The following is a 22,481-nucleotide window of genomic DNA, read 5'->3' on the forward strand; positions in this document are numbered from 1 at the left end:
TAGTTAATCCTGAATCAGATATCCTTGTCCCAGCTGTATTTCTTTGAAACCTGCCAAATGGCGGGCTTGAAAGCGGACAGGGGAGCTGCCGCCAACCATAATGATATTTTGGATATCAGCGGCCCCTTCTGAAGGCAGGGAGAAGGCTTTGATATAGGCGTACTCTTCGGTAAGCGTCGTATAAATCGCGTTGATAAGCGGGTCATTTTCACCTTTTCCCATTAGATTCATGAGAATATATCCGCCTGTGTTTAGCTTCGAACGGGTAATACTGAAAAATTCACGGGAGACTAAATGCCTTGGTGTACCAGCGGCAGTAAATGCGTCCAAAATGATGTAATCATATACTTGCGGATTTTCACCTTCAAGGATCTGACGTCCGTCACCGATCACTACGTTATCTTGACTATATCCGAAGCAGCGGCGGCTTAATTCGACTACTTCGTTGTCTAGCTCGGCTACTTTAAATCTTTTCTCCGGAAAATGCCCGGCAATTGTTCCAATTCCATGCCCAATAAGAAAAACATCCTCAAAAGAGGGGAGGTTGAACTCCATGAAGTGAATGATGGCCCGCGGATATTCAAAGAGAATTCGTTGCGGGTCATTAAGATCCATCGCACCTTGAGTGGCATGATTCGAGAACTGCATAACGCGGAAGGAGCCTTTTTCACCATATAGTTCTGTTGTGTCGTAGACGGTTATTTCATGATTTTCGCTATTTCTTTGAAGCTCTGAATGCAAGTGATCAATCTCCTTATACAATAGAAATTCGTTTATATTCATTGGGTGTAACCCCGACAACACGTTTAAAAAGCTTGTTGAAATAGGCAGGGTCGCCATATCCAACCTCTGCCCCAATCTCGTGAACCTTTAGGTCCGGAGCATTCTTGAGCAGATGTTTGGCTTTGCGCAGCCGAATTTCGGTGATGTAGTCCGTCAGTGTAAGTCCAGTCTCTTGCTTGAACAGCTTGCTTAAATAGCTTGGGGTCAAAAAAACCATATTCGCCAAAGTGTTCAGATCCGCATGCTGATTATAGTTAGCGGATATCCAGCGTTTGATGGTTTCTATGGCTGTACCGGACATTTCCAGACGATGGGTTCTGATTTCGGTCAGAATATTTGTAAAGTGGGCGGTAAACATCTCCTCAATGTCGCTAAAGCTTAAGCTGGACGCGATTCTGTCATCCAACCTGAGGTCGGGAGCACTTTTATTGCGGGCCTCGAATTCTTGCAGTTCCTTTTGTGCGGTTTCTTCAATCCATCGACAGACACGGAGAATTTGGTCAGAGCCGGCTTGTTGCGCTTTCAACACTGAGAACAGGTCATGAACCCATTCTAAGATGCCTGTCACATTCAGAATCTGCAGGTTATGGATCAGCGGTTCTCTAATTGTATTAAAGTGATCCAGGATGTTTATCTCCGGCTGTTGAATATCCTGAATATTCGCGTAATGCACAGGCTCCGGATTATATATGCCCAGGTTGCACGCTTGTTTAGCATCTAGGTATGCCTGTCTAAGCTTGGAAACCTCATTATAACAACCGCTGGTACCTACATGTAGGATCTTTCCGTGCGCAGATATCCGCATAATGTCACCGATATCTTTTAAATCGTTGTCTGACAGCGGCTCAGCAGAATATACAATCCAGACGTATAGTCCCTTTTGAAGCTCTAAGCTGTCAAAGCTCAACGCCTTCTCTTGCCGCAGACTGTCTGCACAGGAGCAGACGGTTTCTCTGGTGCTCCCTTTGAGGACAAAGACCGAGAAATAAGTCTGGGGCAAGGTAAGGCTGGATAATAGTAGAGGGGAAGAGGGCTCTTCGATATGTAAGAATGTCAATAAAAGCCCGGAACGGTGGCGTTCTTCCTTGTCGCGCGCGAGCTGCCGTTCTTTGTCTAGCCGATATAGCAGCTCGAACAGCTGCTCTTTATTGATTGGTTTTAATAAATAGTCTACAGCTGAGCTGCGGATGGCTTCTCGGGCATAATTAAATTCAACAAATCCACTCATTAGAATAGAATAGATCTGCGGATGGGTGGCTTTTAACTGCTTAATCAGCTCCAAACCATTGATTTGCGGCATACGAATATCTGTAATCACGACATCAAGTTGAAGTGTGGTTAACTCATCTAATAGATGTTTTCCGTCGGAGTAGGTGCCGATGACCAGAAATTCGGCGCTTTCTTTACTGATCATTCGAGCCAGTCCTTCGCGGATTAAGATCTCATCATCAACAATCGCAATACGCAGCAATCAGAGCAGCCCCTCTCCTAAATAAATTCATCTTCGCTATATTTAGCGTTAATATCCTCAATGCGCAGGGTAACACGAGTGCCGACTCCAAGCTCACTCTCTACAAGCAGTCCAAACGAGCTGCCGTAATGCAGGCGGATTCTCTCATTTACATTACGTAGTCCAATCCCGAACCTTTCATTGTCCGTTCCAGTTTGCAGACTATTGTTTAAGGAACGAAGAGTAGCTTCATCCATACCGATCCCATCATCTTCTACACAGAAAACGGCATCTCCATGCTCGCTCCATGCGGTGATGCTCAAGGTGCCCAGTCCTACTTTTTGATCCAAGCCGTGAAAGACTGCATTTTCTACGATCGGTTGAAAGACAAGCTTAATAACAGGAAGATGAAGGAGTTCGTCCGGCACGTCAATGTTAAGTCTGAATTTGTCTGGGAATCGGATTTCCAGCAGCTGATAATAATTCCGTACATGATCCAGCTCTTGTCTAATTGTAACAGCCTCTTCGTTTCGGACAATGCTGTAACGCATTTGAAGTCCCAGTAAATAGGTTAGCTTCGCCACACGTGGATCATCATTGCTTTCTGCAAGCATGCGGATGGATTCCAGCGTGTTATAAATAAAATGGGGATTGATTTGGTTCTGAAGTGCCCGCATATCAGCCTTCTGCTTCCGTTTCTCCGTGATGGATACTTCTTGTAACAGATCTTTGACCCTTACGATCATCCGATTAAAATGACTGCCCAGCATCCCAATCTCATCATTATATTTGGAATGCTGCCAGACATCCAGATTACCATGCTGCACCCGTTTCATTAGGCGGACCAAGGATTTAAGGGGTTTGGTCAGGGCATGGGAAATTATAGTCGCAACAAAAAGCGCAAAGGCAATGATGATCAGTGTGGTCAAGATAAGCGTATTCCGATTCTTTTGTACAGGGGATAGGATACGTGTTAAAGGAATCGTAACCATGGTGGTCCAACCGGTCTGTTTCGAGACGGTATACACTGCAAGATAAGACTGGCCATTCAAGTCTATTTGAAAATGATCCTGCTGCTGATTTACTTGCTGCAGCAACAGCTTTGTATTCAGAGTTTGTGTATCGGCAGCCAGATTCGGAACCGCTGAATCTTCACTGGCATAGATCAGTTCTCCATTGTTATCTACAATGAACGTATTTCCTTGCGTAACTGCATTTACGGGATCGATAATACCCTTAAACAGATTGATGTCTACATCGAAAACGAGAATTCCTATATTCTGCAAAGTACTTACAGAGTTAATCGTACGCAGAACACTAAAGACCTCTTTATGGACATTCGAGTTGGTACGGATTGTATGTCTGCCCTGAATGACAGGCGCCGCTCCGGCATCTTCACTCATGGCTCTCCATTTAGCTAATCGTTCCTCTGGATACAGCTCATTAATTCCGGCGTCCTTATCATAAAAGACCGAACCGTACTGGTCTACCAAATACACGGCAATGATCTCTTCCTTAGTATGATTCAAATAGCTAAGGAACATCGCCATGCCCGTATTTTTTTCCCAGTCGGTATTTTGCTGTGTCAGGTAGACTTGCACATCGGTGTTATACAGCGGCAGGGCTGTATATCTCTTGAGGTCGGCAATATACCGGTCAATGGTATCTGAAGCATTCGATGTCATTTGACCCGCACCGTCAGTCGCATTCACAAGAACCGAGTTGAACATGGAGCGGGATGATAGATAACTCACATAAGTGATCGGCAGAGAGATCAGAAAGACAAAGATAACGATCAGCTTGCGCTCCATCGGTAGATTGGCAAGGAACAACCACATTTTGCGTAAAGTTAACCGGATGTATGATAGCATTTGCGTTGTTCCTTTCCTGTAATAAGCTACCTTATTTGACCGCTCCGCTGGTTACGCCTTCAAAGATGTAACGCTGCAGGAAGAAATATAGAATTACTGTTGGCAGCAGAATAAGCAGAATAGCTGCACAGATTAAATTCCATTCCCCCGAATTGACCCCTTGAAAACGCATCAGGATCGTCGTAACTACACCAAGGCTTTGTTTAGGCATATAGAGATAAGGGATGTACATGTCATTATAGATACTAATGGTTTTTAAAATAATCAAAGTAGCCGTTGCTGGCGTAAGTAAAGGGAAAATAATCGACCGATAGATTCTGAACAGAGAGGCACCTTCTACCATCGCACTTTCATCGAGATCCACGGGAATATTACGGATAAATTGCAGGTATAAAATGATTTGAATTACATCTGCTCCAATATAGAGCACGATCGGGGCGCCAAGCGTATTGTAAAGACCCATATTTTTGATGATACCAAAAGTCGCTACTTGTGTCGTGATACTAGGAATGATAGTGGCTACTAAATAAGCACCGAAAACAATGGGTTTCAATTTGAAAGAAAAGCGTCCTAATACAAATGCTACCATAGTCCCGAACAAAATGTTCAGAATTAAAGTGATAGCTATAATAATTAATACGTTGCCAAAGCCATTGAGTAGACCTCCACGCTGGAACACGGCAATGAAGTTATCGAAGTTTAAAAAGCTTTTTGGCAACGCGGTGGAGCTACTGCTGTTGAATTCTTCGGTCGATTTGAAGGCGTTAACGATGACCACATATGGAGGGAAGAGCACGACGAATACGCCGATAATTAGCGAAAAGTATTTAATGATATCTGTAAAACGAAACTTAGAGTGTGTCATAGCTACTTATCTCCTCCCCGGCTAAGAACAAGTTGTTGTATGAGCAGTACGATGACGACAAAGAAGAGTAGGATTATACTCATTGCAGATGCAAGGCCGTAGTTGTTAAATGCAAATGCGGTATCGACAACCCGTTGTACATAAGTTTGGCTGGCCCCTGCAGGACCACCTTTGGTCAACACGAAGGGGAGATCGAATACTTCCAGTGCCCCTGTAACGGTAAGAAATAAATTAAGCTGAATAACAGCCTTCATATTGGGCAAAGTGATTCTCCACAGCGTTTGAAAGGAGCCGGCACCATCGATCTTAGAAGCTTCATAAATGTCACGTGGAATGGCCTGCAAGGATGCGATATAAATGACCATGTTGTAGCCCATGAAACGCCAAAATCCTGTGGATGCAAGGGAGTAGTTGACTAGTCCTTCTGTTCCAAGCCAACTGGTCTGTCCGAGGCCGGTCAGGCCAATGCTATTCAGGAGCATATTCAATGAACCGTTAGTAGTGTCAAAGACATAACCGAACATAAAGGCTACAGCGACTCCGTTCATGATATAGGGAAGGAAAAGTAAGATGCGGAATGCATTTTTCCCTTTTAGTCTACTATTCAGCACAACCGCAAAATAAATAGCAACGATATTCTGGAGAATTCCCATTGCAAAATAAGCAAAGTTATGTGTGAAAACCTTGAAGATATCAGGATTGGAGAAGACCTCGCGGTAGTTATCTAGGCCAACCCAAGGTTTTTCGGGACTATAGCCATCCCAATTTGTAAAGCTGTAATAGATCAGTTTAAGTGCCGGATAATACGTGAATGTTGCAAGCAGCAACAATGGAATCGTGAGGAAGGATACAATGATTATAGTCTTCTGTTTGTTATAGGAAAGTGTTCCGAACATCGCTAGCCCTTCTTTCATAAAAGCGTGGTATGGAAAGGCAAAATGGATTATCCGTAAAGGCAATAATCCATTTTGCGCCGTTCTGTACTTCTAATCACAAGCTCAAATTAATAGCCGAGGTCCTTCTTGGCTTTAGCCCAAGCTTTATTCCACTTGTCTAATACAGTTTGTGGATCCTTGGCAAGCACGAATTCCTGTACTACAGCAGGAAGATCCAGTTGTGCCTTGTTACCGATCTCTGTAACCTTCGCATCGTCAACAGTTCCTTCTACCAGTTCTACTCCGGTAGCTTGGAATTCTTTCAGCTGAGTCAGATTGGATTCCTTGCCTTTTAATGGAGAGATAAAGCCAGCGAAATCCTCATAGCCCGAATCCTCAATCATCCATTTTACGAAGGCTTTAGCTGCCTCTAAATTTTTGCTGTTTTTGGCAACGGCATAGAAGAAGTCAGGGCTTAGGGTAGCAGATGGTTTACCCGAATTGTCATAAGGGAATGGGAAGAAGCCGACATTGTCTGAAGCAGCGCCTGCTCCGATGACTTGGTTAATAACCCAGTTGCCAAGATAATACATGGCGAACTTGCCGGAAGCGATGTCCTTTTTCGATTGTTCCCAGTTGGTGGAGTTGATGTCTTTTTCCAGATAACCTTTTTCGTTGAGCTCACTAAGCAGGCTAAAGGCTTTACCGTAACCGTTGTCCATAGTGAATGGTGTTTCAGAGTTCAGCTTAGCATTAGGAAAGTCGGGATTGTCTTCAATTAGGCGTGGTGTATCATAAGCCCAAGTACCAAGTGGCCATTTGTCTTTGAAGTTGGAGGACAGTGGAATGACGCCTTTTGCTTTCAGCTTCTCGCAGGCAGCCAGGAATTCATCCCAAGTCTTAGGCGTTTCGGTGATGCCGGCATCGGTGAATGCTTTTTTGTTATAAACAATTCCGGAAGTAGAGTTCCCTGTAGTAATTCCGTACAGCTTACCATCAAAGGATTTGAAGTCTTTAAAGGTGATTTGGTCATTCAAACCGAGATCATCCAGTGAAGCAAAGTATTTCGGCAAGTCAGAGTTAGGGATGGAAGGAATAAACATAACATCTGGAAGCTCGCCGCTGGCCATTCTGACTTTAGCCTGTTGGTTATAGTCGGTTTGGGAAGCTTCGAACTCGACTTTAATGTTCGGGTATTTTTCATTAAAGCGCTTTACATATTCGTCATATTCTTTACCGATCATGTCTGTTCTGTTAGTTAGGAAGGTGATTTTGCCGCTGATATCAGCTCCTGCTGCAGGTTCTGCAGTTGCATTCGTGTCACCGCCGGTATTCTCTGTGTTAGTTGCTGCGGGCTTATCAGTTGCGGCAGCACCGTTATTCGTGGTGTTGTCATTATTCGAACCACAGCCAGCAAGCGTTGAAGATAAGACCATAATCATAACAAAGGATAACGAAAATAACTTATTTCTCATAGCTTAATCCCCTTTTCGTTTTTATTGTTAGCGTTTACATGAACATTATAGCTTTATCGAAGCCGTTAATAAATGTATTGTATTATTATTTATTGTCTTTATTTGTTTTGTTTCTGCGTTTATAATTAGCATGTACCTAACAATAAGATAACAAAATACAAAGAATATCAAAAGGGTTCAATGAATTAATTTGAGTCTTATGCTATTTTTGAGAAGTCTATGCTTACAAAACTTTTAGGAGGTATTATGAAACATTTGCATATGAATCTTGCGAAGTGGGATTTTAGAGGCTGTGGTGATGAGGAATGGCTTCCGGCGACTGTGCCAGGTACAGTTCATACGGATTTACTAAAGAACGGAAAAATTTCAGACCCCTTTTATGGAACAAATGAACATGATCTACAGTGGATCGATAAGAAGGACTGGGAATATCAAACCTCGCTGCAGTTGGGGGAAGAGTGGCAGGAGCTTGCTTGTACGGAGTTAGTTTTTGAGGGACTGGATACTTATGCAGATGTGTACGTGAATAATGTACATGTGCTCGCTGCTGATAATATGTTTCTGGCATGGAAAGTGGATGTCAAAGATCAGCTGAAGACTGGAGAAAATAATATACGGGTGAAGTTCCGCTCTGTGGTTAAGGAAGATTTACCGAAATTAGCGAAGCTGGGTTATGCGCTGCCTGCCTCGAATGATCAATCCGAGCTTGGGGGATTAGATGAACAACGGATTAGTATTTTTGCGCGCAAAGCACCTTATCATTACGGCTGGGATTGGGGCCCGCGTTTTTTGACCAGTGGAATCTGGCGTGCAGCATCTCTGGTGGGACGTGACACCGTTCAAATTACTGACCTCTATATCCGTCAAAATGTGATTGCTAAGGAAGAAGCTCGCCTGACCGCAATGGTAGAAGTGGATGCTCCTGCTGCTTGGCGGGGAATGCTGCGAATAAGTGCCGATGGTTTGGAGTGGATGCAAGCGGTTACTTTAGAGGAAGGCAAGCAGCAATTAGAGATGAATATTGTTATACCTGAGCCACAGCTCTGGTGGTGCAGGGGCCTTGGAGAGCCTCATTTATATACTTTCCAAGCGGAATTGCTGCAGGGAACGGAAGTAGAGGTTAGCAAAAGTGTAAAAACCGGACTCCGCAGTATTGAATTGATTCGGGAGCGTGATGCCAAAGGAGCTTCGTTTTCTTTTGCGCTGAATGGAGTTTCCGTCTTCGCCAAAGGTGCCAATCATATTCCAAATGACAGCTTCACCACAGAAGTAACCGAGGAGCGGTATCGGCATGAAATTGCCACAGCAGTAGAATCGAATATGAACATGCTGCGCGTTTGGGGCGGCGGTATATATGAAGAAGATATTTTTTATCAGCTCTGTGATGAATACGGACTGCTGGTCTGGCAGGACTTTATGTTCGCTTGCAGTATGTATCCCGGGGACGAGGCGTTCCTTGAGAATGTGAAAAAAGAAGCCGAATACAACGTCAAAAGATTGCGCAATCATCCCTGCATCGCCTTATGGTGTGGCAATAACGAGATTGATTCGGCCTGGTCACAGTTCGAGGAAAATATGGGCTGGGGCTGGAAAGAAAAACTCGGCGCTGAGCAAAGAGCGACAATGTGGGCCGATTATATTAAAATCTTCCACCGTATTCTGCCGGAGGCTGTAGCCGCATTCCATCCAGGTGTGGACTATTGGCCGTCCTCGCCGCTGCGGGAGCTGACTGGCGATATAAATCAGCATGCGACGCGGATTGTGGGCGAAGGGGATGTGCATTACTGGGGTGTGTGGCACGGGATCGAGCCTTTTGAGAACTATAATACAAAGGTTGGCCGCTTTATGAGTGAATACGGCTTCCAGTCGTTCCCGGAACTGAAAACCGTAATGAGCTATGCAGAAGAGCAGGATATGGAGCTTACCTCAGAGGTGATGCTGGCACATCAGAAGAATGGTCGCGGTAATCTGCTGATTAAAGAATATATGGATATGTATCTGCCGCAGCCGAAGGACTTCAAAGCCTTTTTATATATGAGTCAAATCCTGCAGGCCGAAGCGATCCGAATCGCGATTGAAAGCCACAGAAGAAATAAACCTTATTGTATGGGCACTTTATATTGGCAGATGAATGATTGCTGGCCGGTGGCTTCTTGGGCGGGGATGGATTATAACGGGCGCTGGAAAGCTCTGCAATATACCGTGCGTTCAAGCTTCCAAGATGTTTTGTTGTCTATCGACGGTACAGACCGTGAGAAGGTAGACGTTCATGTCGTATCTGATTTAAGAACAGCAGTGAGCGCTGAGCTGGTGCTTACTTTGTATCAGTTTAACGGTTCGGTGCTGCGAGAGTGGACACATCCGGTTGAGCTGGGAGCTGATTCTGCTGCTATCGTATTCTCTTCTCCTGTGGCAGACCTGCTAGAAGGTCAACGGGTGGGTGACGTATTGCTTGGGATTTGCTTGCAGGCGGATGGCCGGGTGATAGATCACAAGCTGCATTATTTTATTCCGGAAAAAGAAATTGCGTTACAGCGCTCAGTAATTACCGTGCTGGAAACTCCAGAGAGTGGCGGATTAAGCTTCACCGTGACCAGTGATGTATTAGCTAGAGGCGTATACCTGACTTCAGAAGACGAAGGAATATTCTCTGACAATTATTTTGACCTTCTCCCAGGTCAGACCAAGACGATAGAGTTCTCACAACGCGGGAACGATGGAAGACACTGGATTCCAGCCGCACCTAAGGGGCTAAAGGTTCAATCGATGGTTGATTTTGTGAGCGAAGATTTGCTGTAAATCCTAAGGAGAGAAGGACTGGCACATGGGGATTTTAGTTCAGGAAGATAAGGGATTATTCCATTTACAGAGTGCAGGGATGAGTTACATTCTTCAGCTTGTAAATGATTATCCGGCACATGCGTATTGGGGCAAGAAGCTGCGTAGTGACAGCAATTTGGAAGGGCTGTTGAATCTGGGAGGAAATACGGGTCTCGACCGGCTCCCGCAGGAATACCCACAATACGGGACGGGAGATTTCAGAACACCTGCTTATCAAGTTCGGCTCGAAGACGGCACTCGTATTACAGAGCTGAATTACAGCGGGTATCGGGTAGTTGAGGGTAAACCTTCACTGCCGGGTCTACCATCCGTATATGTTGAGTCTGCGCAAGAAGCACAGACGTTGGAGCTTACACTTAAAGATGATTACACCAAGCTGAATGTTATTTTGCGCTATACAGTTTTTGAACATACTAACGTAATCACTCGCTCTGTGGAGTTCACCAATGCGGGCAAAACGCAGCTGCAATTGCAGCGTGCACTGAGTGCTAGTGTCGATTTCTCGTCTGGCGATATGGATATGATCTATTTGGCAGGAGCTTGGTCAAGGGAAGGTAATCTGACTCGTAGACGTCTGGTGCAAGGTGGTACGACCATTGGGAGCCGGAGAGGGATGAGCAGCCACCAGTTAAATCCATTTGCTGCGCTGGTGAAACCTGAAACGGATGAAAATCATGGAGAGGCCTACGGCTTCAGTCTTGTATATAGTGGAGGCTTTGAAGCTGAGGCAGAGGTCGATTCCTTCGGGATGACCCGGTTTACGATGGGACTGAACTCTTTTGATTTCTCCTGGCTGCTGGATCCGGGCGAACAATTCCAGACCCCTGAGGTAGTGATGGTTTATTCTTCCGAGGGGATCGGGGAAATGTCGAGAACCTATCATCGTTTGTACCGGACCCGTTTATGCAGAGGATTATATAGAGATAAGGAACGGCCCATTCTGGTCAACAATTGGGAAGCTACCTATTTCAACTTCGATGCGGATAAATTGGAGTCGATTGCGGCGGAAGGAGCCAAGCTCGGGATAGAGCTATTCGTGCTGGACGATGGCTGGTTTGGCAAAAGAGACGCTGACAACTCCTCTCTCGGAGACTGGGTGGAGGATCTGCGCAAGCTTCCGGGCGGACTGTCTGATGTGGCGCAGCGCGTGAACAATCTAGGCTTGCAGTTCGGCCTTTGGTTCGAGCCGGAGATGATCTCGCCGGACAGCGAGCTCTATCGTAAGCATCCCGACTGGTGTCTGCATGTGCCGGGACGCCGCCGCAGCGAAGCTCGCTGGCAATTGGTGCTGGACTATACTCGGGAGGATGTGCGCCAGTACATTTATGAGTCACTGTCCCGGATTTTCTCGACCGTGCCCATTAGTTATGTGAAATGGGATATGAACCGTTGTTTAACGGAAATTGGCTCTGCAGAGTTACCTTCTGAACGCCAAGGGGAAACCGCACATCGTTATGTGCTTGGTCTGTATGAGCTATTGGAGCAAATAACTTCAGAATTTCCACATATCCTGTTCGAGAGCTGCTGTAGTGGTGGTGGCCGCTTCGACCCAGGCATGCTGCATTACATGCCGCAGACCTGGACCAGTGATGATACCGATGCTGTGGAACGACTGAAGATTCAGTATGGAACAAGTCTGGTGTATCCGGTTAGTTCGATAGGCGCGCATGTGTCTGCCGTGCCGAATCATCAGGTAGGACGGATCACCCCGCTGTCCTTCCGTGGAGATGTAGCTATGTCCGGTAATTTCGGTTATGAGCTGGATCTTACGAAGCTTACAGACGAAGAGAAGGAAATTGTGAAGGAACAGGTTGCGAACTATAAGCAAATCCGCAGTCTTGTGCAGCAAGGGAATCTGTACCGGCTGCAAAGCCCGTTTGAGGGCAATGAGACAGCATGGATGTTCGTGTCCGATGATCAGCGTGAGGCATTAGTTTATTACTTCCGGGTAATGGCTGTGCCGCACCCGCCCCGCCGTAGCCTGAAGCTGAATGGTTTAAATCCGGAGCTGGATTACATTCTGGAGGTGAGTGGTGAGGTTTACGGTGGTGATCGGCTAATGCAGGCTGGACTGGCTCTGCCGGATATCCAGCAGGATTTTGTTAGCGGATGTTATAAATTGAAGGTGCAGGATTAGAATTCATTAGATAAACAGAAAGCAAACCCCGAGCAAACACGAGCAAGCCACCAGCAAGCCATGAGCAAGCTACGAGTAAGACATGAGCAAGCTACGAGCAAGCTACGAGCAAGCCATGAGCAAGCTACGAGCAAGCCATGAGCAAACACGAGCAAGCCACCAGCAAGCCATGAGCCTAGCTCGTGGTTTGCTTTTTTTGTTGGCAATGACGAATTTGAACCAGCTGAAGCTGCGGATGGCAAGGCAGCCTTGACCGTCTCCGCCTATACACATATATTCCTTATGTTATGACATCCTGTGCAGCTACCTTGCGTAAGACGCTGTAGCTTTTTTACCTGTTCATATTCCGTTCATATTAAGGTCATAGAGAGTACATCTTTATTGGTTAATCTTAGATTAGCAGTTAGTTATGGCAGTCCAATACACAGGTGATGACAGGAGAAGATACGATTGAAAATAAAAGAAGTAATGAAAATGAAGGCGGGCACGAGAACAAGTAAAATACTAAACATACTACTTAAAGTAATAGGAGCAATAATTATCGCAATCCTGCTTTTTCTCGCCATTGTTTATACAGTTAATCTGATCAGCAACAAATCGGAACAGAGTAAAATAGAGCCCTATGGTCAGTTAGTACCTGTTGATGGGAAAAATATGAATGTTTATATTCAAGGAAAAGGTGAAGAAACAGTCGTTCTACTACCGGGTTATGGCACAGCAGCGCCAGCTCTTGATTTTAAATCATTAATAAATGAGCTCTCACCGTTTTACAAAGTCGTCATGATTGAGCCTTTTGGGTATGGATTAAGTGATCTGACCAAAAAGGAGCGCAGCACAGAGAATATTGTAAGTGAAATTCATGAGGCTTTACAGGCTCTTAATATTGACCGTTATATTCTAATGGGCCACTCCATTTCAGGCATTTATGGACTAGATTATGTTAACAAGTATGAAAATGAAGTGAGTGCATTTGTCGGGCTTGATAGTAGTGTTCCATCGATAAGCGAGAGGAAAATCGAAGCTTCGGAATTAAAAACTATAAATCTGCTCAAAAAATCAGGTCTAATCAGATTGCAAATGAAATTCAGTGCTGACCCAATTGCTGAACTACCATTTGATGATAAAACAAAAGAACAAATGAGATTGATCAATCGCAAAAACATATTTAATCCCACCCAATTAAATGAAGCTGGAATGATGTATTCTAATTTTAAATCAGCTGAAAGTTTAACATTTCCTAAAAATCTTCCTCTTATTTTCTTTATACAAGCGAATCAACCAGCAACGGATAGATGGATACCAGAGCATGAAAAGCAAATCAAGGACTCTGTACATGGAAAAATAGTGAAGTTTGAAGAGGGACATTATTTATATCGCACTAAAGCAAAAGAAATCGTAGAAGACTTTCAGGCATTTATGAAAGAAATAAAATAAGTTTGCCGTCGAGCCGAGCGGATTTCAGGATTTCCTCTGATTTTCGTTCGGTTTTTTATTAGTCCGTAAGATATGGGGGAGTGCCACCAGTTAACGATGCTCCATCAATAGGGTTTGGTCTGGGATAAGAATGAGAAGGTGCTGACTGCATATAATGGAGAATTTCCTTGGTTGCTGCTAGGTTCCTAGGTACCCTGCTTCGAATCGGACTCAGGAGTCCTTATTTGCTAGAAAAGAGGTAATTGAGGCTACTTTCGGACCCCAGCGATGCTATTGGCTAATTATCGCAACCGCATGGGGTGTTTTGGAGTAAATAGCTGCACCTGAGTCCGATACCATCTCAAATGTGCGTTTTTTTCGCAAATAGCGTCTGTGCGGTCCGTAAGTAAATAGGGGGTAGGGGTGGTATGAGAGAGTATGAGAAAGTATGAAAAAGTATGAGCAAGTATGAGAAAGTATGAGGGAGTATGAGGAGGCACCAACAGTTAACGATGCTCCAATCATTATGGTTTGGTCTGGGATAAGAATGAGAAGGCGCCGACTCCATTTGATGGAGAGTTCTCTTGGCTGCTGCTAGGTCTAGGTACCCTGCTTCGGATCGGACTCAGGAGTCCTTATTTGCTGAAAAAGAGGCAATTGAGGCTACTTTCGGACTCCAGCGACGCTATTGACTAATTATCGCAACCGCATGGGGTGTTTTGGAGTAAATAGCTGCACCTGAGTCCGATACCATCTCAAATATGTGCTTTTTTCGCAAATAGTGGCTATACGGTCCGTAAGTAAATAGGTGAGTACGACCAGTATCGCGTGACCAACTAATCGAATGGGTGAGTACGCCAGTGCACACTGACCAACTAATCGAATGGGTGAGTACGACCAGTAGCGCGTGACCAACTAATCGAATGGGTGAGTACGACCAGTAGCGTGTGACCAACTAATCGAATGGGTGAGTATGACCAGTAGCGCGTGATCAACTAATCGAATGGGTGAGTACGACCAGTGGCGCGTGACCAACTAATCGAATGGGGAGCCGCCAGTGCGCGCTGACCAACTAATCGAATAGGTGAGTCCGACCAGTGGCACACTGACCAACTAATCAAATGATGCTTCCCAATGATCGAGGGCTGACTCGCTAATTATCCGTAGTTTCCAGTAATCTATGGTGAGCCCCATCTTCCACAACCTCCATAAATCCCACAATGAGCACCACGGTAGCCTTTTTAAGCTAGAGCATGTCCTATTTCCCTATAATCCACATTGACTTGGGTTTGTCACACCCCTATGATGATTATTAATATAAAATATATGACACGAAGAGGAGCGAAACATCATGGCTTTGGAGATCGAACGCAAGTTTCTGCTGCCGGAATTTCCGGAGCAGCTGATTCAAAAGGGAGAATTGAAGATTGTTACCCGTCATAATATCGATCAGACATATCTGGCGATAGATGGTGGTCAAGAGCTTCGTGTGCGTAAAATTACGGATCTGGACTCAGGTGAGGTAACCTACACGCATACGTTTAAGGATGGCAAAGGGATCAAACGCGAAGAGATCGAATATTTTATCTCAGAGGGTTTATATAATCAGATGATCGAAGCGGTAAATGCGGTAGCTTTGGTCAAAGAGCGAATTACAGCGGTGTGGAATGGCACAACGGTTGAGATCGACGTATATTCCCAGCTGAAATTGTCCGTACTCGAGGTTGAATTTGAATCTCTGGAGGAAGCGGAAAGCTTTAAAGAGCCGGAATGGTTCGGTAAGGATGTTAGTACAGAACGGCAATACAGCAACAAAACAGTCTGGAGAGAGCTGCAAAATAAGACAAAGAATTAACGGACTTTAGCGCGTAAACGTGGTAGTATATAGGGAAAACAAGCAGAAATAGCTTTATCATCCCTAACTAGCTTAAGGATAACGTTTAGGGTGAAACTTATAGTTAATTATAAGAACTTATAAGTGGTGCAACTATAATAGCCTTATATTTCTGCGAGAAACAGTTGTCATCTCTATAGGACGACAACGTCGTTTCTTCTTGTCATATATTAACGAGGGGTTCAGGAGGATGAGCATGAAGTTTATAAGCACAAGAGGTAATGTGGAACCTAAAGGTTTTATTGATACGGTGTTGATGGGACTTGCGGACGACGGTGGGCTGATGGTTCCATCCGAGATTCCAGTGGTTTCAGCAGCAACATTGGAAGAGTGGAGAAGTCTTAGCTATCAGGAGTTGTTCCTGAAGATTGTTGCCTATTACACCAATGATGAGATTCCTTACGAGGATCTGCAGGAAATGGTCAACACCAGTTATGCCAATTTCCGCACACCTGAAGTAACGCCTATACACCAAGTAAATGATTCTTTATATGTACTTGAATTGTTCCATGGGCCTACTTTTGCTTTCAAGGATGTAGCGCTGCAGTTTATGGGTGAGCTGTATTCATATATTTCCAAAAAACAAAACAAAATCATCCACATCCTCGGTGCAACCTCTGGGGACACTGGAGCGGCGGCTATTCAAGGTGTACGCGGCAAAGAAGGCATCAAGATCTGTATTCTGCATCCACACGGCAAGGTAAGTAAAGTGCAGGAGCTGCAGATGACTACGGTGGAAGACAGCAATGTACTGAATCTGTCTGTTCATGGTAACTTTGATGATTGCCAGAAGGTGATTAAGGATCTGTTCGCAGATCTGGACTTTAAAGGTCGGTATCATCTGCGTGCAATCAATTCCATTAACTTTGTGCGGATTCTGGCGCAGACTGTTTATTATTTCTATGCATATCTGCATGTCGATGGCAGCAACGAGAAAAAGATTAATATCAGCGTGCCTTCCGGTAACTTCGGTAATATTTTCTCGGGCTATTTGGCTAAGCAAATGGGGCTTCCTATTAACAAGCTAATCATTGCTACGAATGAAAATAATATTTTGGAGCGTTTCGTGAATACTGGCGAATACAAACCAGGTAATTTCACAAGCACTTACAGCCCTTCGATGGATATCCAAGTGGCAAGTAATTTCGAACGGTATCTGTATTATCTGGTAGGCGAGGATTCTGAGAAGTTATCCGCGTATATGTCCAAGCTGCAAACCGAAGGCAAGATTACGGTTGAAGGCGAGGCGCTTCAGCAGGTGCAGAAGGATTTTGCAGCGCTGGGTGTGAAGAATGATCAATGCTTGAATACGATCGCTAAGTATCAAAAAGAATATGGCTACCTGCTTGATCCACATACAGCATGTGGAATCGCGGCTTACGAAGCCTTTAATGGCCCGGATGAGATTGGCATTACCTTTGCGACTGCACATCCAGCTAAGTTCGATGAGGCAATTACTTTGATCGATATTAAGCAGGAATTCCCGGCACAGATTAAAGCATTGTTCGAGATGCCACAACATCAAACCGTAGTGGATCATGACAAGGATGAAATCGTGCGTCAGCTGCAAGCTTTTTACGGATTGTAATATCATATACAGTTCTACTTCACAGCACAGCCCCCGTTCTTGGGATAAGAACGGGGGCTGTTTGTGCGTTTATAGTAGCTTCTAACATTAACGTTGCGGCGTACGGGTCTGCTCCCTAGCTTTTTCACAAAAAGCAGCGACCTTGTAAGAGACATAGTACGCCAGCATTTTTTCAGAATCGGTAAAGTCGGTGTCCAGCAGTCTGCTAATAAGATCGAGCTTATATCTGAGTGTATTCCGGTGAATGTACAGCTCGTCTGAGGTAATCTGCATGTTCCGGTTATTTTTGAGATAAACGTAAAAGGTATGATACAGATTGGACTGGTGCACAGTATCGTATTCTTGAAGCTTGAGCAGCTCTGGATGGTAGTAGTTATTATCCTCGTTAAACACAACATCAGCAGAGAGCATCTCATAGAGCTGGATATCTGAGTAGTAAGTCAGCTGCTGCTGCGGGCTGAGAATGGAACCGATCCGAATAGCGTTTCGGGAGTGAAGATAGTGTCTCCTACACTGCGTAAGATTAGTGAATATATTGCTGATGCCAAGCGAGATGCCGGTTTGAGTTAGAAATTCCTGCAGTTGCTTATTTACAAGCTCTTTGGAGAGATTTCCGTCATGGATCATTACAATCTGCCCATCATAATAGGTGGAAGGACTGCCCGGAAAAAGCTGTTGCAAACGTTCTCTTAAATAATCATCATAACGGCCTGAACCCTCATACCAGGTAAGATCGAACAGCAGCACAAGCAGCTGATTTCCGAACTTTAATCCTGCACTCCGCATTCTGTCCTGAATGATCCGGTTGTCCTGAAGCTGTTCCTCTAGCAGTGCGCAGATAAAATCTTCAACTTTTATATTTTTGGCGTTGCGATAGTAGCTATTTTTGCCCATCTCTTCGGCAAGTATGGTAGCGGTGATGGACAGCAGCTCGTTATCTCTGGCGCGAAAAGGATTTTTGCATCCAAGAAGCAATACATTGCCGATTTGTTTGCCGGCTACTTTTATTTTGGAGATCAGTTTGGAGTTTGACGTTTCCTCGCAGGTTACTTCATAAGATTCATCGCTTTGTTTCCCACGCTGGACACTGTTCATTTTACTCACAGCCGCAATGAAGTCGTAAGAGCAATAACCTTTGCGGATATTATCACTCCATATGTAATCGTCGATATCGGATAGGTCAGAGTGAGCTACAATTTTGAAGCTGCAATCAAATACAATGACGGGATTCTGCAGTAGCTCAGCAGCTGTCTGTACGATAGCTGAAAGGCCTGCACCTGAAATGTATGCAGTAAACAAAGATGCGGTATAATGCTCCATTTCGATTTTACCTGATATTTGCTCATTTAAGGAAACATCCATTCATATCGCCCCCTAGTTCAATAATAGTGCAATATGCACTATAAAGAAGTGATTTTTGGTGCTTGTAAATATATTCACAAAGTATTGGACGCCTTAAACTAAAGGTGGAGGTGCTAAGCAGATGAAATATGAAAAACTGTTTGCAGCAGGTAAAATTGGACGCCTTGAACTTAAGAATAGAATTGTATTGCCGGCTATGGGAACGTCACTGGCCGCGGCCAGTGGTGAAGCATCGGACGAAATGATTGCTTTTTATGAGGAACGTGCCGCGGGTGGCTGTGGTCTAATCATTACGGAAATTACGCGTGTGGATAATGAGACCGGAGTAGGTACACCGAACCAGCTGAATGCAAGTGACTTGCTGTTTGTGCCGCGTCTGGAGAAACTGGCAAGAGCTGTGCACCGTCATGACAGCAAAATATTCCTTCAGCTCCAGCATCCGGGCCGGCAAAATCACGGACGGCTTATTGGAGGCAAACAAATTGTTGCTCCTAGCGCAGTGATGTCTTCAGCGATTGGGGAAATGCCCCGGGAGCTGTCTACTGAAGAGGTAGAAGAGTTAGTTCGTAAATTTGTGTTCGGAGCTTATATAGCTAAAACAGCAGGTATTGATGGCGTGGAGATCCATGGTGCCCACGGCTATCTTGTAGGACAGTTTCTGAGCCCACTTACCAATCTGAGAACTGATAAATATGGCGGTTCACTGGAAGGTAGAATGTCATTCCTGAATGAAATTGTGCTTGGCATCAAAAAGACCTGTGGCGCAGGATTCCCAGTATCGGTGCGAATCGACGGCGATGAATTTGTCTCAGGCGGGATTACACTGGATGAGGCTATCCAGACTGCGAAACATCTGGAAAGCATCGGAGTGGATTGCATAAATGTAAGCTCCGGCACTTATGAATCATCCAATACGATCATTGAGCCGATATCCTACCCGCAAGGCTGGAAAAAACATCTCTCCGCAGCCATTAAGCAAGCGGTGCAAATTCCAGTGATTGCTTGTGATGTGATCCGTAAGCCTGAATTTGCTGAGAGTCTGCTACAGGAAGGAAACACGGACTTTGTAGCCCTTGGAAGAGCCCAACTGGCCGATCCGGAGTGGGGTAACAAAGCGGCAGCAGGCAAAGAAGCAGAGATCAGAACCTGTATCTCTTGCCTGTACTGTATTCAGGAAGTGATGGAGTGCAAGGTAATCAAGTGTGCTGTCAATGCCAGAGTGGGCCGGGAGCTTGAATTTACAGAACCAGCAAAAGATGGCGATGGCAAAGTAGTAGCTGTGATCGGCGGGGGTCCAGCAGGTATGGAAGCAGCACGGATTTTGGCGCTCAGAGATTTTAAACCTGTATTGTTCGAAGCCAGAGATGTGCTAGGCGGCAGCGTGGAGCTGGGAAGCCGGCCACCATTGAAGGAGAAGCTGAACTGGTTTATTGATAATATGCAGCATCAGTTAGAGGACCTGGATGTTGATGTCCGTCTCTCTACGAAACCTACGCTGGAACAACTGAAGCAACTGAACCCTTATGCGGTATTTGTTGCCGCTGGGGCACAGCCTATAGTGCCTGTTATTCCGGGAGTGAAAAAGGCAGCGGTCTGCACGGTTGTTGACGTACTTAGTGGGTCAGTTGTGATTAAGAACAAGCAGGCTGTGGTCATCGGCTCCGGCATGACAGGGCTGGAAACGGCTGAATATTTAGCCGATATGGGAAATCAGGTCACGGTGGTGGAAATGCAGCCGCGGGTTGGCCCAGACGCCTATCTGCCAAATCTGATCGACATTGTGACTAGGCTGAAAAAGAACGGCGTGGAGCTCTTAGCATCAACCAAGCTGGTAGAAGTGCAGGACGGCGCGATTGTGCTTGAGAATACGTCCACTGGGGAAACTTCGCTGAAAAAGACGGATGCTGTTGTATTATCCATTGGTGTTACACCCGATCGCTCATTCGTTGATGAGCTGAAGCAGGTACTGCCCAATGTGAAGGTAATCGGCGATGCAGGCAAGCCAGGACGAATCGGACAGGCCATTCAATCTGGATTCGAAACGGCATTTGTGCTGAACTAAAGGGTTACTAATCTAAGGAGGGTTCATTCATGGTGAGTTTTGTGAAAAGTTTCGCAGATATGCAGAAATACGGAGGCAAGCCAACCACCTTTTATGATGCTGAGATGCTGACGGTGTATTGGGAGACCAAACCAGAGATTATCGAGCGTTTGTTGCCGAAGCCACTGAAGCCAACAAGCCGGCCGCTGGTAAATGCTTTTATCGCCAATTACCCAGCTACGAACTTTTGTCCACCTTATCGTGAAGCTGGATTGTTCGTTCTAGCAGACTATAACGGACAACTAGGCAACTACTGCCTGTCGATGCCTATTACAAGTGATATCGGGATGGCTATGGGCCGGGAAGTATGTGGTCTGCCTAAGAAAATGGCCGATGTGCGTATGAACACCTCAGAAGCTGGCATAGATGGGGCAATTGGCCGGCATGGCATTGACTTTTTCAACGTAAAAGCCACTATGGATGGACACTTCAATGACAATGGAGCCGAGAAGATTCTGGAGGAATATTACGGCAAAGATATCCCTTTGTATAACATCAAATATGCCAATGCAATTGACGGAAACGGCTTCGATCTGATGCCAATCTTGGTCACACAGCGTTTAGTCAGTGAGGTTAAAGTCTATAAAGCGGCAGAAGCCTCTATCACCTTCCAAGACTCCCCGCATGATCCTTGGAGTGAGCTTGAAGTTGTGAATATGCTGGGCGCGGTTTACACCGTCAGTACAAATGTGCTTGAAAAAGGTAAAATTCTGGAGCCTCTGAATCCAATGGAGTATCTTCCATACTGCTATCTCCGCTGGGACTGGTGGGAAAACAATTTGCAACCTGTTTCCTCAGTATAAGCCTACACGTTTGAAGTCCGTTTGTACGAAATGAAACCGAAGAAGGATCGGCTAACCAAACATTAGGAGGAATTAGAATGACTAACCTTTTTGATTTGACGGGTAAGACAGCTATTATCGCAGGAGCATCCAGTGGGATCGGGGTACAATTCGCAGAGATGCTTGCTGAGCAAGGAGCAGACATTGCTATTTTGGCTAGAAGATATGACAAGCTTGTAGCAGTAGCCGAGGATATCCGTGCTAAATACCCTGAACGCAGAATAATTCCTATTGAGTGTGATGTAAGAAAAGAGGACCAGATTATTGTGGCTGTTCAAAAGGTTATGGAAGCCTTTGGCAAAATTGATATTCTGCTGAACAATGCTGGTGTGGTGGATGCGGTTCCGATTGAGGCACTGGAAGAAGAAGCTTGGGATCGGGTACTGGATACTGATTTAAAGGGCGTTTTCCTGATGTCGAAACATGTGATCCGGCATATGAAGGAACGGAATTACGGTAAAATCGTCAATACAGCCTCAATGCTAGGCCTTACAGCTTCTGCTTCGGTTCCTACACATTCTTACAATGCTGCTAAAGGTGGAGTGATCCATCTGACAAGAGGGGTGGCGGCAACTTATGCTAAGCATGGGATTACTGTTAATGCGATTGGACCAAGCTTGTTCAAAACTGAAATGACTGAGAATACGTTATTTGCAGAAAAAGCGCTAAAAATGTACAACGCAGTGTGTCCGATGGGTCGCCCTGGTAATCCGGGGGAATTAAACGGCGCTGTGCTCTACTTTGCTTCAGATGCTTCCAGCTACACTACAGGTCAGACTTTGTTTGTAGATGGCGGCTGGACGATTATATAGAGCTCATCTGGGTCCGTAAGCTCAGGGAATCATTTTAATTCCAAAAAAAGGGTATCTCAAAAGCCATGAAAGGGTGGCTGGGATACGCCTTTTTTTGCGTTGTACGATGAGAGGTGCTCCGCCAGTAACAAGAGAATTGCTGAATTTATCAGAAATTGTCGTTAATTTGCCT

The 22,481-nt window shown here is 45.1% G+C and carries 16 protein-coding genes; 9 read left to right on the forward strand and 7 right to left on the reverse strand.

Annotation, left to right across the window (positions count from 1 at the left end; translation table 11 throughout):
* Positions 1-3: 3 nt before the first annotated feature.
* From MHH86_RS04195 to MHH86_RS04220, 6 genes are all read right to left on the reverse strand, one after another.
* Entirely contained in the window at positions 4-783 is a 780-nt protein-coding gene (locus tag MHH86_RS04195; protein WP_051491484.1) for a fused MFS/spermidine synthase, read from the reverse strand.
* Positions 755-2,254, reverse strand: coding sequence for a response regulator (locus MHH86_RS04200; protein ID WP_076214902.1), 1,500 nt, complete (start codon positions 2,252-2,254; stop codon positions 755-757). The genes MHH86_RS04195 and MHH86_RS04200 overlap by 29 nt, the downstream gene beginning before the upstream one ends.
* A gap of 17 nt (positions 2,255-2,271) precedes the next feature.
* Positions 2,272-4,104 (reverse strand): sensor histidine kinase, encoded by a 1,833-nt coding sequence (locus tag MHH86_RS04205; protein WP_076214905.1) that lies wholly within the window; start codon positions 4,102-4,104, stop codon positions 2,272-2,274.
* A gap of 31 nt (positions 4,105-4,135) precedes the next feature.
* Complete coding sequence (locus MHH86_RS04210) at positions 4,136-4,969, reverse strand: carbohydrate ABC transporter permease (RefSeq protein WP_051491485.1); 834 nt, start codon at positions 4,967-4,969, stop codon at positions 4,136-4,138.
* A 2-nt stretch (positions 4,970-4,971) separates the two neighbouring features.
* The gene (locus tag MHH86_RS04215; RefSeq protein WP_036686923.1) at positions 4,972-5,865 is read right to left on the reverse strand and encodes a sugar ABC transporter permease; all 894 of its coding nucleotides are present in this window, start codon (positions 5,863-5,865) and stop codon (positions 4,972-4,974) included.
* A 107-nt stretch (positions 5,866-5,972) separates the two neighbouring features.
* On the reverse strand, positions 5,973-7,319 hold the full coding sequence (locus MHH86_RS04220; RefSeq protein ID WP_076317264.1) for an extracellular solute-binding protein: 1,347 nt from the start codon (positions 7,317-7,319) through the stop codon (positions 5,973-5,975).
* 246 nt (positions 7,320-7,565) lie between these two features.
* On the opposite strand from MHH86_RS04220, the gene MHH86_RS04225 reads away from it, so the two are divergent.
* The 6 genes from MHH86_RS04225 (at position 7,566) to thrC (ending at position 17,192) form a co-directional block, all read left to right on the forward strand.
* Complete coding sequence (locus MHH86_RS04225) at positions 7,566-10,118, forward strand: glycoside hydrolase family 2 protein (protein WP_076317265.1); 2,553 nt, start codon at positions 7,566-7,568, stop codon at positions 10,116-10,118.
* A 25-nt stretch (positions 10,119-10,143) separates the two neighbouring features.
* Complete coding sequence (locus tag MHH86_RS04230) at positions 10,144-12,297, forward strand: alpha-galactosidase (RefSeq protein ID WP_076214914.1); 2,154 nt, start codon at positions 10,144-10,146, stop codon at positions 12,295-12,297.
* An 82-nt stretch (positions 12,298-12,379) separates the two neighbouring features.
* Positions 12,380-12,550: a hypothetical protein gene (locus MHH86_RS04235; protein WP_155986616.1), complete on the forward strand. Its 171-nt coding sequence runs from the start codon at positions 12,380-12,382 to the stop codon at positions 12,548-12,550.
* Positions 12,551-12,765: 215 nt separating this feature from the next.
* On the forward strand, positions 12,766-13,731 hold the full coding sequence (locus MHH86_RS04240) for an alpha/beta hydrolase (RefSeq protein ID WP_076317266.1): 966 nt from the start codon (positions 12,766-12,768) through the stop codon (positions 13,729-13,731).
* A gap of 1,330 nt (positions 13,732-15,061) precedes the next feature.
* The gene (locus tag MHH86_RS04245; RefSeq protein ID WP_036680734.1) at positions 15,062-15,565 is read left to right on the forward strand and encodes a CYTH domain-containing protein; all 504 of its coding nucleotides are present in this window, start codon (positions 15,062-15,064) and stop codon (positions 15,563-15,565) included.
* Between the two features lie 235 nt (positions 15,566-15,800).
* Entirely contained in the window at positions 15,801-17,192 is a 1,392-nt protein-coding gene (gene thrC, locus MHH86_RS04250; RefSeq protein WP_076214919.1) for a threonine synthase, read from the forward strand.
* 87 nt (positions 17,193-17,279) lie between these two features.
* Here thrC and MHH86_RS04255 read toward each other — a convergent pair whose 3' ends face one another.
* On the reverse strand, positions 17,280-18,554 hold the full coding sequence (locus MHH86_RS04255) for a helix-turn-helix domain-containing protein (RefSeq protein ID WP_036680738.1): 1,275 nt from the start codon (positions 18,552-18,554) through the stop codon (positions 17,280-17,282).
* Between the two features lie 121 nt (positions 18,555-18,675).
* On the opposite strand from MHH86_RS04255, the gene MHH86_RS04260 reads away from it, so the two are divergent.
* From MHH86_RS04260 to MHH86_RS04270, 3 genes are all read left to right on the forward strand, one after another.
* Positions 18,676-20,616, forward strand: coding sequence for an NAD(P)/FAD-dependent oxidoreductase (locus MHH86_RS04260; protein ID WP_076316989.1), 1,941 nt, complete (start codon positions 18,676-18,678; stop codon positions 20,614-20,616).
* A gap of 29 nt (positions 20,617-20,645) precedes the next feature.
* Positions 20,646-21,458, forward strand: a complete 813-nt coding sequence (locus MHH86_RS04265; protein ID WP_081383818.1) for an acetoacetate decarboxylase family protein — start codon at positions 20,646-20,648, stop codon at positions 21,456-21,458.
* 77 nt (positions 21,459-21,535) lie between these two features.
* Positions 21,536-22,309, forward strand: coding sequence for a glucose 1-dehydrogenase (locus tag MHH86_RS04270; RefSeq protein ID WP_036680744.1), 774 nt, complete (start codon positions 21,536-21,538; stop codon positions 22,307-22,309).
* Positions 22,310-22,481: the final 172 nt, after the last annotated feature.

Source organism: Paenibacillus sp. FSL F4-0097 (genome assembly GCF_038593125.1).
Classification (GTDB): domain Bacteria; phylum Bacillota; class Bacilli; order Paenibacillales; family Paenibacillaceae; genus Paenibacillus_AQ; species Paenibacillus_AQ odorifer.